The following is a 12,774-nucleotide window of genomic DNA, read 5'->3' on the forward strand; positions in this document are numbered from 1 at the left end:
CGAGCAGCAGGCACGCAGTGCCGATGCCAGGCAGGCTGCAATCGAGCAGGCGCGCCTGCTTCAGCAGTGGCCGCAGCAGGCGGCATTGCCCAGCTCGAGCAACATCCAGGTGGGCAACGGCAGCCTGCCAGGCGCTCAAGGTGGCCCCGACGCCAGTGGCTGGCAGGCAGTGAAGCATGACGCCCGGTTCGGCGACTCGCCGGTGATCGGCGCACAGCGCGTCACCCTCAGCGATGGGCGCACCCTGGCGATCATGGCGCGCGCGCCCAGCCTGCTCGACCTGTTCGCCCATCACGCGCTGACCTATGCCGTCGCAGTCGCCGTGTTGATGCTGTTGCTGCTGGCTGCCTCGCAGCTGTTGATCCGCTTTCTCTTGAGCCACCTCAACACCCTCAAGGATGTGATGCTGCAGGCCGAGCGCAGCGGTGACCTGTCCTTGCGCGTGCCGCTGGACAGCCGTGACGAGGTCGGCCAGATGGCCGCCGCCTTCAATGCCATGCAGGCCGGCTATCAGCGTGTGGTCGGTACCGTCAGCCAGGTAGCCAGCGAGCTGGACAGCAGTACCCGCGACATGGCCCAGCGCATGGGATCCGTACGTCAGGGCATGCTCAGCCAGCAGAGCGAAACCGATCAGGCCGCTACCGCGATCAACCAGATGTCGGCGACCGTTCAGCATATTGCCGATCACGCTGGCACCACCCGCGACCAGTCGCTCACTGCCGACCAGCTGGCCCGCGCCGGTCAGCAGGTGGTCGAACGGGTCGAGCAATCCATCGCGGCCCTGTCGCAAGGCGTGCGCCAGAGCGCCGCCAGCATCGAGCGCCTGGCTGAAGACAGCCAGCACATCAGCCGCGTGGTCGGCGTGATTCATGGCATTGCCGAGCAGACCAACCTGCTCGCCCTCAACGCCGCCATCGAGGCCGCCCGCGCCGGCGAAATGGGTCGCGGCTTCGCCGTGGTCGCCGACGAGGTGCGCAACCTGGCCAAACGCGTGCAGGACTCCACCGACGAAATCACCCAGATGATCGGCAACCTGCAAGGTGGCACCCGTGACGCGGTGGAGTTCATGCGCGAAAGCTCGGAGAATGCCAACCACTGCGTGCAACTGGCGCAAGAAGCCGGCGAATCACTGGCGGCGATCACCGCTGCCGTGGCGTTGATGCGCGACAGCAATACGCAGATCGCCGTGGCCGCCACGCAGCAGAGCCAGGTGGCCGAAGAGATGAGCCGCTCGGTGGTGGGCATCCGTGACGTCACCGAACAGACCGTCGGGCAAACCCTCGAGTCGGCCGCCACCAGCCAGCAACTCGCCCAACTGGCAGGCGAGCTGAACAAGGCCATCCGCCAGTTGCGTCTATAACGGCGCCGTTTAGACATAAGCCTATCTGCGCCATAGCCAGGAGCAATTCGCTCTGCATGGGCGGCGCTCCTAGACTCGCTTCATCGAGTCGAGGATCGTCCCATGAGCAAACGTCACCCCAACCTGCTGGCCTGGCAATGGCGTCATTACGCCAGCCAGCATCGGCATCCCACCAATCTGCTGCTGCACCTGATCGCCGTGCCGCTGTTCCTGCTGTCGCTGATACTGCTGCTGATCGGCCTGTGGAATCTGCGGTTCGTGCCGTTGGCACTGGGCAGCATCGGCCTGATCGCCGCCCTGGCGCTGCAAGCTCACGGCCACAGACTGGAACAACAACCTGCTGAGCCCTTCGCCAGCAAGGGCGATGCGGTGAAGCGCCTACTGCTGGAGCAGTGCGTGACGTTCCCGCGCTTTCTTTTCAGCGGCGCGTGGTGGCGCGCCTGGCGCCAACACCGGCGCCACTGAATCAGGCAAAGACGGTCACGGTCTGCCGGCTCAAGGCGATCAGCTCGCCTGCAGGTGTCCACATCGCCGCCGCTACATGCCCGTAACCGTCGCGGGCATGCTCGATGTCCGCGCGATACAGGCACCAGTCTTCACTGCTGAGGCTGTGTAGCGGCTGGACGAACTCGATGGTCCAGGTCAGCGAGCTGCCCGGCGCAGGGCTTTTCAGATACGGCAATACCGCTGGCGGCCAGGCATCGACCAGTGCCAGCAAATGCGCCTCGCTGAGCGCCTGTGGCTCGCGCTCACCGCGCAAGCGCACCCAGCCGCCCATCTGCCGCGAGGGCGTGTTGCTGAAGGGCATGCCGCCAATCCCCCAACGCATGGCCAGAAAGCGTGTGAACTCCGGCGTGACATTGCGCACGTAGGGCAACTCCTGGCACTGCTCGACTGGCGTGATCTGCGGCGCGGCAAGTGCCTCCACGGCAATCGCCGAAGAACGCGACGCGCCAAAGCTGCCCTGCACAACGGTCACCACCTGGCCATCCTGAACTGCACGCAGGGACATCTGGCTGACCGCCTTGCCCTCGCGCAGCACCTCGGCCTGGAAACTGACAGGAACATCCGGCGCCACTGGTCCGACGAAGGTGATGGCCAGCGAGCGCACCGGCCGCCCCTGCGGCACCTTGGCGCGCATGGCCTCGAACGCCAGTGCCGCCACCAGGCCGCCGAAACTGGCGCGGCCCTGCCCCCATTCAGCCGGAATCACCACGGCATCGGGATCGCGGCGCACCGCTTCGAGCATTTCGGAAAAGATCATACGCACCTCGGCATTCATCGATGGCGACGATCTTAGGGGATGGTGGCAACTGAACGATAGTCTGCAAGGGCGCCTATTCGGTCATATTTGCGGCGAAAATGTCGCCTTATTCCACATTGGGAAAATCGCCATACAGCGCCAGCAACGCTCCATCAGCGCGTTGCTCAGCGGCCTGCTGAGCCTGCAGCCAGATTGCCCGGCAAGGGTTCAGCGACGCCTGTGCATCGGCCTGCGCCAGCCATTGCAGATGATCGTGCCAGTCGCCCAAGGCGCTTTGCGCACGTTTGAGCCTGAGTTGCGCCGCCTTGCTCAAACGACTTTGTGCCGGGTAGGTTTCAGCGGCGTAGCGCACACGTTTGATCAGCAGGCGCAGGCGATGGCGGTCATGCGCCGGATCGCGCAACGCGCGGGCCAGTTGTCTTTGCTGGCGTCGCAAACGACGCCGGATGCGCTTGTCCACGTCATTCAATTGGCCTTGCCTGGCCGCTTCACGCCAATTCGCTGGCCAGCCGTCGAGCAACAGCATCAGGTCCGCCAACTCACGGCTGCTGGCAATGGCAGCGTAACCTGCGGCGCGCTGGGTCTCATCGGCAGGCGCCAGATGGACCAGGTCCAGGCGCGCCAACTCGGCCACCAACACCTCACGGTCACGCAGCGGTCCGCTGAGGCGGCCCAACACCGCGGCTCCCTGCTCCAGAGTATCCACCGCCGGCAAACCGCGCAACGGACGCAACAGGCTGCGCAATTGCCGCAAGGCAATGCGCAGGTCGTGCAAGGCCTCGGTGTCAGTGCAGTCGGCCAACCGCGCCTGGCAGGCATACAGCCGCACCTGCAGAGCCAGGACACGCCCCAAACAATGTTCGATGAAATCGCTCATGCTCGATCCTCCCAAACGACGATGCATCAAGCTGACAACCCGGCCCCCACTCAAACAAGTGACCAATGGTCGCTAACGCGACAGGCGCCAGGGTAATGCGCTGCGCAAATCACTCAACGCCTTTCGCAGAGCATCACGCGAAGCTGGCCCGCCAGCATAGCGTTGCTGCTCGAAGCAACGGGCAAATGTCTCGATCTGCGCCGCCTGCTCAGGCAACTGCTGCGCCGCGCGCAACGCGAAGGAGCGTGCACCCTCACCCGCTTCTCGGCGCACGTCATGGCGCGCCAGCAGCCGCTCGTACTTGCGAAAAGCCTGGCGTTGCGGATCAGGCCGCTGTTGCCAGGGCTTGAGCAAGCACAACGCCAGCAGGCCAATCAGAAGGGCTCCAGTGCCCACCAGCACGAGCGCCAAACGCTGCCAATCGAAGCTGCCGAACCAGTTCTGCAGCAGTTTCAGCTGCTGCTCGCCCTGGTAACCCAGCACCCAGCGCTGCCAGCCATAATTGAGGTTCTCCCAGCTCATGCGCAGTTGATTGAGCCAGGCCAGCTCGCGGTAGCGCAGCGGTGAGAAAGGCTGGTCATCAAGAAAGCCATCCTCCTCGGTCAAGGCCTCTTCCAACCCTTGTTCGATACGCTCCGGCGCTACCTGAAAGGTCGGATCGACGCTGCGCCAGCCTTGCCCCGGCTGCCAGTACTCGACCCAGGCATGGGCGTCGAACTGGCGTACCTGGATGTAGTTGCCACTGGGATTGAGCTCGCCGCCCTGATAACCGGCGACCACCCGAGCGGGAATACCTGCGGCCCGCAGCACGAAGGTCATGGCACCGGCATAGTGCGCGCAGAAACCGCGCCGGGTGTTGAACAGGAAATCGTCGACGCTGTCGCTGCCCAGAGGCTGCGGGCGCAACGTGTAGACGTACGGTTCACGGTTGAAATGCTGCAGCACTGCCGCCACCAGCGCGTCGCTCTGTGGATACTGCGCCTTCAGTTCAGCCGCCCAGGCACGACTGCGCGGGTCGCCCTGCTGGGGCAATTGCAGCGCCTGACGGATACCTGGCGGTTCGGCCTGCGCCTGCCGCACGGCCTCGGGCCAGGAGCGCACTTGGTACAACAGCGGCCGATCCACCGGACGCAGTCTCTGCCAACGGAAGTCGTTCATCATCCGCCCGCTGTCCTGCGCCATCTCGCCGACATCCAGGGCGTACAGCCAACGCTTGCCGCTGGGCTGCATGATGATGTTGTAATCGAGCGGCGCGCCGGCCTTGCTCCACTGCGGCGCTACGGGCACATCAGCGTAGCCGGACTGCGACCAGCGCCTGCCATCGAAGCGCTCCAACGTCAGTGCACGCCAATATAGCTGCCCTCTTGGCGGCACCTCACTCTCGAAACTGGCGCGAAAGGCCAGCGCCGAGGAACGACTGAGCTCGGCGATATCAGCCGGCTCCATGCTATCCGACAGCCCCGTGACGCCCTTGTCGTTAGGCAGTGGCAGCGACCACAACGGCCCCATGCGCGGAAAGAACACGAACAGCAGAAGCATCAGCGGCACCGCCTGCAGGACCAAGCCACCAGCCAGGCGCAGGGGCGGCCAGGGGCGTTCGGCAAAACCACTGTGCTGCAGGCCGACCAGGGCGGTCAGCAACGCCGTGACCGGCAGCAGGCTGTAGAGCGCGGCCAGAATGCCGTCCTCGAACAGATAGGCGGTCACCACGCAGAAGAAACCCAGGAAGATCAGCACCAACGCATCGCGCCGCGTACGCATCTCCAGCAGCTTGAGGGTGAAGGTAGCGATCAGCAGCACCGACGCCGCATCCAGCCCCACCAGCGTGCCACGCGAAAGCAGGATGCCCGCCAGCACCAGCAGCACCAGGCCACCTTTGGCCCAGCCATTGGGATAGCGTGCACGCATGCGAAAGATCTGTACGCGCCAACCGGCAGCGCCCAGCCATAGCGCGATCATCCACAGCGGCAGATGCACCAGATGCGGCACGATCACCAGCACCTGGGCGACCAGCAACCAGGTCAGGGCAATTCTCGGGATACCCGGCAGGCTGCTCATGCGCGAGCTCCGAACAATGCCAGGGCGCGCAGGCAGGCATCACGATGGCCTTCACCATAATCGGGAGCGATCACCTGCCCGGGCAGTTGCAGGCCGAACGCCTGTTGCCGCTCGGTGAACTGCAGCACCCAGTGGCAGAGCAGCGACAAACGCTGTTCGCTGTCGCCACCCAGGCTGTCGAAGTCCAGCCATAGATCGCGGCCGCTGAGCATGGCGAAATCCTTGACCAGCAGGCCCTGACCACGAGAGTAGGCCTTCCAGTCCAGACGCCGTTTCGAGTCGCCTGGCTGATACTCGCGCAGGCCCTGGAAATCATCGGCGCCCTGGCCGCGGGCACGCATGCCCTCTTCCTCCTCGTCGCCCAGGCCCGCCGACAACGGCAGTTCCCCCTCCAGCGGCCGCGGGTAGACCAGCACAGCCTGATCCAGATCGACCCAGCTCCAGGCCACCAGCAAGCCCAGAGGGAAACGACTCTCCACCCGCAGACGCTCGGGCCGTAGCCAGCCACGCCGTACGGCTGGCTGACTCAGATCCACTTCGGTCTGCCCCTGGCGCGGCACGTCGCGCACCACCAGATCAGACGGTGGCCAGCCCAGTGCCACGGCCTGGCGCTCACGCTCGGGGCTCTCCAGGCGTACGCGAAAACGCGCATGCTCGCCGACGAACACCGCACCACCGCCACCGGCCTTGAGCACCAACCCGGCCAGGTTGCGGTAGGTATGCAGGATGGTGACGACGAACACCGAAACCAGCAGGAAGGTCAGACCGTAGGCCAGGCTGTTCTGGTAATTGATACCCACCAGCAACATCAGCAGCAGAGCCACGGCAAAGACCGCACCTACCCGGCTGGGCAGAATGAAAATGCGCCGCTGATTCAGGCGCACGCTGGCCGCTGGCGGAATGCGTTTGGCCAACCAGCGCCGCCAGAGCGGCTTTAACGCTGCACGCATCAGAGCGCCGGCACTTCGCGCAGCAGCCATTGCACCAGACTGCCGCCACCGTGGCCGGTGGGATCGGCGCGCTCGCGCAGGCGATGTCCCACCACCGACGGCAGCACCGCTTGCACGTCTTCAGGAATGACGTAATCACGCTCGGCCAGCAAGGCCCAGGCCCGTGCAGCAGCAAGCAACGCCAGACTGGCGCGCGGCGACAAGCCCCAGGCGAACTGCGGCTGGCTGCGCGTCGCCTCGACCAGGCGCAGCACATAGTCGATCAGCGCATCGCTGGCACGCACCTTGGGCACTTGCGCCTGCAGGCGAGCCAGCTCGGCATGGTCGAGAATGGATTCCATGCGCGGCAACAGATCGCGCCGGGCATCGCCCAGCAGCAACGCCCGCTCCGCAGCCTGCGCCGGATAGCCCAGCGACAGGCGCATGAGAAAACGATCGAGCTGGGATTCGGGCAAGGCGAAGGTGCCGCCACTGCTGACCGGGTTCTGCGTGGCGATGACGAAGAATGGCTCGGGCAGCGGACGGGTCGCGCCCTCGATGGTCACCTGTCCCTCTTCCATGGCCTCGAGCAGCGCGCTCTGACTCTTCGGCGTGGCACGGTTGATTTCATCGGCCAACACCAGCTCGGCGAAAATCGGCCCCGGATGAAAGACGAACTGCCCGCTGTCCTTGTCGAACACCGAGGTGCCAAGAATGTCGCCCGGCAGCAGATCGGAGGTGAACTGGATGCGCTGGAAGCTCAGCCCCAGCACCCGCGCCAGGGCATGACTGAGGGTCGTCTTGCCCATGCCCGGCAGGTCCTCGATCAACAGGTGACCACGCGCCAGCAGGCAGGTCAGCGCCAGACGCACCTGCGCCTCTTTGCCCAGCAATACCTGATTGACCGAGTCGAGACAGGTGTCCAGTTTGGTTCGCATCGTTCGCTCCTTATGCAGAACGTCGATGCTACTGGGGCGCCGGGGCGTGGCATAGCTCTATGCAAAGTTTGCTCACGAAACTGTGAGGGCAGACGCTATGTCAGGCGAAAGTGCCCTGCCATACCCTGCAGGTCACGCCCCAGCTCAGCCAGTTGGATGCTCGAGGCAGCGGTTTCGTCCATGGCCGTGGCTGACTGATCGGCGATATCGCGAATCGAGGTGACGCTGCGGTTGATTTCCTCGGCCACGGCAGTCTGCTGCTCGGCTGCCGCAGCGATCTGCTGGTTCATCTCCGAGATAAGGCCCACCGCCTCGGCAATGGCCGCCAAGGCGCCTTCGGTCTGGTTGGCGTCGCCAACCGTCAGGTTCACCAGACTGGCGCTCTGCTCCATGTCAGTCACGGCGCGGCGGCTGCCTTCACGCAAGGCCGCGATCAGCGACTCGATTTCCGCCGTGGATTGCTGAGTGCGTTTTGCCAGTGCCCGTACCTCATCGGCGACCACCGCGAAACCACGCCCCTGCTCTCCCGCGCGCGCCGCCTCGATGGCCGCGTTGAGCGCCAGAAGGTTGGTTTGCTCGGCAACGCTCTTGATCACATCGAGCACTGCATCGATGCGCTGAGTGTCCTGACTCAGGCGCTGAATGCTCTCGGTAGTGGCGTCCATGGCGCGGGCCAGTTGCTCGATACGCTGCAGGGTCTGGCGCACCACCTGACTGCCGACACCGACACGCTGGTCAGCCCGCTCGGTGGAAGCCGCTGCTGCCTCGGCATTGCGCGCCACCTCGTGCACCGTGGCCGTCATCTGGCTCATGGCGGTGGCGACCTGATCGGTCTCCAGCTTCTGGCCATTGACGCCCTGGCGCGTCTGCTCGGCAGTTGTCGAAAGGCTCTGGGCGGAGCTGGATATCTGCGCCACACCACCCTGCAGGCGGCCAACCATATCTCTCAGGTTGGCGGACATGCCTTGCATGGCAGCCAGCAGTTGACCGATTTCATCGCGCCGATCCTGTTCGATGTGCACGCTGAGGTCGCCACTGGCAATGGATTCGGCGAGGCCGATCACCCGTTTGAGCGGACGCACGATGGCCAGACTGATCATGATCGCCGCGCCAAGACCGAACAGCAGCGCCAGGGCCGCGGCCACGATGATCAGACCGCTGCTGGCCTGGCGCTCGGCGCGCATGACCTGACGTTGCGTGTCCAGAGCCAGCTCGACCTGCTGCAGCAGGTGCTCGACCTGAGCAATCAGTTGCCCGTAAACCTGCTTCTGTTGCTGCAACTGGGTGGCGTATTCCTTCAGGCGCTCGTTGAAGGAGTCGACGTTGACCACCACCTCGCCGAGCACCGCAGCATAACCGGGATCGTCCAGCGCATCGCGCAACTCCGCAGCCATGGCTTGCGCTTCGCCGGCCTGGGCAATTTCCGCCTGCTCGCTGCTATCGCTACGCCGGCTGGCCTCCAGGCGCTGGCGAGCCTGATCCAGCGCCTGCAACAGCAATTGATGGATATTGCCGACCGTGCCGGCCTGCAGAACCGAATCGCCGCCCTGCTCGCCTTGGGAGCTCTTGAGCAGGTCGACGCCGTCTTCCGCCAGCCCTTCCTGCAGCAGATCCAGACTGTTGGCCGCACTGACCACCAGCCAGTCAGCGGCCTGCAAGGACAGCTGCATGTTGTCGGTGAGTTCAACGTAGCGGGCAAAGGCGCTGCGGTAGTCGGCCAGTGCAGGCTCGACCTGCGCCAGAATCGCGGCCGTGTCGCTATCGAGCTCACCTTGTAGTGCCTGCCCGGTCTGCAAAATGCTCTCAGCCTGTTCGGCCAGGCGCTCCGCGTGCTGACTGTCGCCACTCAGCGCGAACGTCTGCTCGCTCTGGCGCATACGCAGCACCTGCTCGCCAAGCGCGCTCATGCGCTGCTGCAATTCGGCACCGGCACTGACTTCACGCAACGCCAGCAAACCGGTAACAGCCACCAGAGCGGTCAGCATCAATACCAGAGCAAAACCCGTCATCAACTTGCTGGTCGTGCTCAGACTGGCCAGCCGCTTGCTCAATGAGCCACCCATGACATCCCCCTGCCTACTGCAGCTAGCCCCGAAATCTGGAACATAGGAGCGCAGCACTACTGGCGACAAGCCAGCAGACAGCAAGATGGCCGGGAGAGTTAACTGGACGTCGTTTTCAGAACGGGTTCAGGGCCGCTGCATCTGGAAAAGATCGCGTGTGCGGCAATAGGCACTACCACCGAGGCGACCCACCAGGTCGAGTTTGAGCGGGTCGATGCGCCCCTGCTCGTTGAGCACTGCATCATCGATATGCGCCAGCAGCACTTCGGCGAAGATCAGATGGCAGTTGGGTCGTTGCGCCGGATAGGGCTGGATTTGCGCCACACGGCATTCGAAGGTCACCGGGGCTCCAACGACTCGCGGGACGTCGATGCGCTCGCACGGCTGGCTGGCGATGCCACAGTGGGCGAACTCGCTGACTTCATGGGGCAGGATCGCGGCGCTGGCGTTCATCGCCTCGGCCTGGGCGAAACTAACCAGTTGGATCGCCAGTTCGCCGCTGGCCTGGGCATTGCGCAGGCTGTCCTTGAGGCTGCCATCGTCGCGGGTGTTGACGTTGACCAGCAAGGTCGGCGGGTTGTCACTGATCACCTGAAAGAAGCTGAACGGCGCCAGGTTCGCCACGCCATCGGCAGAACGGGTCGAGACCCAGGCGATGGGCCGTGGGGTGACACTGGAAGCCAGCCAGCGATAAGCCTCGAGCGGGCTCAGATCGGAAAAGTCGAGCTGCATCAACGCCCCGCTCGCGATTCGCGGATGTAGAAGCGCGCACGCTCAGCCTTGCTGGTGCAGCCTTCATAGGCTTCGAACTGCTGCTGGGTCTTGGCAGCGGTGAGCAGCGAAAGTGCCTTGGAATAACTCACGGTACCGGCGAAGCCTTCGGCCTCGGCGATGCTCAGTTCTTTCCAGGCGGCATCCAGTTGATTGGCACAGGTATCACGGTAGACGGTCTTGCCGGCGCAGCCGGTGAGCGCCACCGCAAGTAGCGGCAAACAGATCCAGTGTTTCATCGACCACACTCCTCGAACGGATTGACTACGGGTTGGCCCAGTGTATGACGCTGCGGCAGAGGGAAAGTGCCCACCTCACCCGCCGTTTCGCTTACGCAGGTATTCCACCACAGCCTGCTGCTCCCCGGCGAACTCAATCCGCCCGGATTTACTCTCGCGCTGGAACACGTACATAGGATCGTAGTACTCGACCAGCAAGGCTTCGATCCAGCCGCGATGCGTATCCACCTGGCCACCGGCCTGCTGCTCCTGCAGCGCCTGCTCCATGATCGCGGCCAGACGCTGGTAGCGCTCGCCACCCAGGCGACGGGTGATATTGGCCAGGCTCTCGCGCAAGCGTGCGGCGAACGCGGTGAAGCCTGCCTCGGCACCCTGGGCTGCAACGAATTCGGCACACAGCTCGACCACGTAGGCTTGCAGGATCCGCTCAACGCGATTGGCCACGCTGTCCTCCAGCCACACCAGAGGATGATGCTGCATCGCCTGATACAGCGGTAAGGGCAATGAACAGCGGCCGATCAGACGCGACTCGTCTTCCAGCACGAACTGCTGCTGCCCCGTGGCACGGCGCTTGAGCAGATCGATGGCCAGGGCATTCTCGAAATCGATCTGCTCGGGCTGGCCAGTGGCGCGCTTGCCGAAGCTGGAGCCTCGGTGATTGGCGTGCGCCTCCAGGTCCAGGCTGTTGCTCAGCTGGCTGATCACCTCGGTCTTGCCGGTGCCGGTCATCCCGCCCACCAGCACGAAATCGCACGCTTGCACGGCCTCGTCGGTGGTCTGCAGCAGGAAGGTGCGCATGGCCTTGTAGCCACCGACCACGCGCGGATAGTCGATGCCCGCCTCGCTTTTCAGCCATTGCTGGACGATCTGCGAACGCAGGCCACCGCGAAAGCAGTACAGATAACCATCAGGGTTGGCCTTGGCAAAGGCGGCCCAGGCCTCGATACGCTCGGCCTTGGTATGGCCGCTGACCAGTTGATGGCCCAGTTCGATGGCCGCCTGCTGGCCTTGCTGCTTGTAGCAAGTGCCGACCTTCTGCCGTTCGAGGTCGGTCATCAGCGGCAGATTGATCACGCCGGGGAAGGCGCCTTTATGGAACTCGACCGGTGCACGGGTATCCATCATTGCCCGGTCATGCAGGAACAGATCGCGGTAGTCGGTGCAGTTGTCGCGCATCAGAGCACCTCGACCGCGTAACGCTGTCGCTCGACCATCTCACCGATAGGCGCCAGATTCAGCCCCAATTCGGCGGCCACGGCGAGGAACTCGGCCTCGCCCTCCGGTGCCACGGCAATCAGCAGGCCACCGCTGGTCTGTGGATCACACAGCAGCAGCTTGGCCAGCTCGGGCAGCGGCGCGATCTTGTCACCGTAACTGTCGAAATTGCGCAATGTGCCACCCGGTATGCAGCCTTGTTCAAGATAGTGCTCGACACTCTCCAGACGCGGCACCCGGGCGAACTCGACGCGAGCACTCAGGCCGCTGCCATCGGCCATTTCCACCAGGTGGCCAAGCAGGCCGAAGCCGGTGACGTCGGTCATCGCGCGCACGCCGGCGAGCTTGCCGAAGCGACTGCCCGGCTTGTTCAGGGTGCACATCCAGTCACGCGCCAGACCGATGTCCGTATCACGCAGCTTGGCTTTCTTCTCTGCCGTAGTGAGGATGCCGATGCCAAGGGGCTTGGTCAGGTACAGTTGGCAACCCGCCGTGGCGGTGTCGTTGCGCTTCATGTTGGTTTTGGCCAACAGACCGGTCACGGCCAGGCCGAAAATCGGCTCCGGCGCATCGATCGAGTGACCGCCCGCCAGCGGGATACCGGCTTCATCGCACACTGCACGTCCGCCGCGAATCACCTCTCGGGCGACTTCCGGCGCCAGTACGTTGACCGGCCAGCCAAGGATGGCGATGGCCATCAGCGGATCACCGCCCATGGCGTAAATGTCGCTGATCGCATTGGTCGCGGCGATACGGCCGAAATCGTAGGGGTCGTCGACAATCGGCATGAAGAAGTCGGTGGTGGAGACCACACCACGCTCTTCGTCGATGGCGTATACCGCCGCGTCATCGCGCGAGGCATTGCCCACCCAGAGCCTGGGATCGAGATTCTGCGCGCCGCTGCCGGCGAGAATCACCTCAAGCACCTTCGGCGAAATCTTGCAGCCGCAGCCGGCGCCATGGCTGTACTGGGTCAAACGGATAGGTTCGCTCATGGTTTTCTCTCACCGCGATAACTGGCGGCGGATTCTAGCAAAGACTGCCTTGGCTCAGCTCTCTA

The 12,774-nt window shown here is 64.1% G+C and carries 12 protein-coding genes and 1 pseudogene; 2 read left to right on the forward strand and 11 right to left on the reverse strand.

The features are described 5' to 3' along the window. Positions 1–253: 253 nt before the first annotated feature. Together GV002_RS10155 and GV002_RS10160 are read left to right on the forward strand one after the other, a co-directional pair. On the forward strand, positions 254–1,360 hold the full coding sequence (locus GV002_RS10155) for a methyl-accepting chemotaxis protein (protein ID WP_372241831.1): 1,107 nt from the start codon (positions 254–256) through the stop codon (positions 1,358–1,360). Positions 1,361–1,462: 102 nt separating this feature from the next. Continuing rightward, a complete protein-coding gene (locus GV002_RS10160) occupies positions 1,463–1,825 on the forward strand; it encodes an Mpo1-like protein (RefSeq protein ID WP_160018166.1) in 363 nt (120 codons plus the stop codon). A gap of 1 nt (position 1,826) precedes the next feature. On the opposite strand, the gene GV002_RS10165 is transcribed toward GV002_RS10160, so the two are convergent. From GV002_RS10165 to selD, 11 genes and pseudogenes are all read right to left on the reverse strand, one after another. Further along, the gene (locus GV002_RS10165) at positions 1,827–2,624 is read right to left on the reverse strand and encodes an acyl-CoA thioesterase (protein ID WP_160018167.1); all 798 of its coding nucleotides are present in this window, start codon (positions 2,622–2,624) and stop codon (positions 1,827–1,829) included. A gap of 106 nt (positions 2,625–2,730) precedes the next feature. Further along, on the reverse strand, positions 2,731–3,501 hold the full coding sequence (locus tag GV002_RS10170; protein ID WP_160018168.1) for a CHAD domain-containing protein: 771 nt from the start codon (positions 3,499–3,501) through the stop codon (positions 2,731–2,733). 72 nt (positions 3,502–3,573) lie between these two features. Next, complete coding sequence (locus tag GV002_RS10175; protein WP_160018169.1) at positions 3,574–5,559, reverse strand: transglutaminase TgpA family protein; 1,986 nt, start codon at positions 5,557–5,559, stop codon at positions 3,574–3,576. Continuing rightward, the gene (locus GV002_RS10180; RefSeq protein WP_160018170.1) at positions 5,556–6,509 is read right to left on the reverse strand and encodes a DUF58 domain-containing protein; all 954 of its coding nucleotides are present in this window, start codon (positions 6,507–6,509) and stop codon (positions 5,556–5,558) included. The genes GV002_RS10175 and GV002_RS10180 overlap by 4 nt, the downstream gene beginning before the upstream one ends. Beyond that, positions 6,509–7,426: an AAA family ATPase gene (locus GV002_RS10185; protein WP_160018171.1), complete on the reverse strand. Its 918-nt coding sequence runs from the start codon at positions 7,424–7,426 to the stop codon at positions 6,509–6,511. The genes GV002_RS10180 and GV002_RS10185 overlap by 1 nt, the downstream gene beginning before the upstream one ends. A gap of 95 nt (positions 7,427–7,521) precedes the next feature. Further along, on the reverse strand, positions 7,522–8,397 hold the full coding sequence (locus GV002_RS24605; RefSeq protein ID WP_372241832.1) for a methyl-accepting chemotaxis protein: 876 nt from the start codon (positions 8,395–8,397) through the stop codon (positions 7,522–7,524). Next, positions 8,380–9,489, reverse strand: a pseudogene (locus tag GV002_RS24610) (HAMP domain-containing protein); the annotation flags it as partial. The gene GV002_RS24605 and the pseudogene GV002_RS24610, both read right to left, overlap by 18 nt. Before the next feature lie 126 nt (positions 9,490–9,615). After that, a complete protein-coding gene (locus tag GV002_RS10195; RefSeq protein WP_160018173.1) occupies positions 9,616–10,221 on the reverse strand; it encodes a flavin reductase family protein in 606 nt (201 codons plus the stop codon). After that, entirely contained in the window at positions 10,221–10,499 is a 279-nt protein-coding gene (locus GV002_RS10200; RefSeq protein ID WP_037052024.1) for a hypothetical protein, read from the reverse strand. Before GV002_RS10200 ends, GV002_RS10195 begins: the two co-directional genes overlap by 1 nt. A 75-nt stretch (positions 10,500–10,574) precedes the next feature. Beyond that, a complete protein-coding gene (mnmH, locus tag GV002_RS10205; protein WP_160018174.1) occupies positions 10,575–11,675 on the reverse strand; it encodes a tRNA 2-selenouridine(34) synthase MnmH in 1,101 nt (366 codons plus the stop codon). Next, positions 11,675–12,709, reverse strand: a complete 1,035-nt coding sequence (gene selD, locus GV002_RS10210; protein ID WP_160018175.1) for a selenide, water dikinase SelD — start codon at positions 12,707–12,709, stop codon at positions 11,675–11,677. The genes mnmH and selD overlap by 1 nt, the downstream gene beginning before the upstream one ends. Between the last annotated feature and the right edge of the window lie 65 nt (positions 12,710–12,774).

Source organism: Pseudomonas sp. 8O, from assembly GCF_902506495.1.
GTDB lineage: Bacteria > Pseudomonadota > Gammaproteobacteria > Pseudomonadales > Pseudomonadaceae > Aquipseudomonas > Aquipseudomonas chaetocerotis.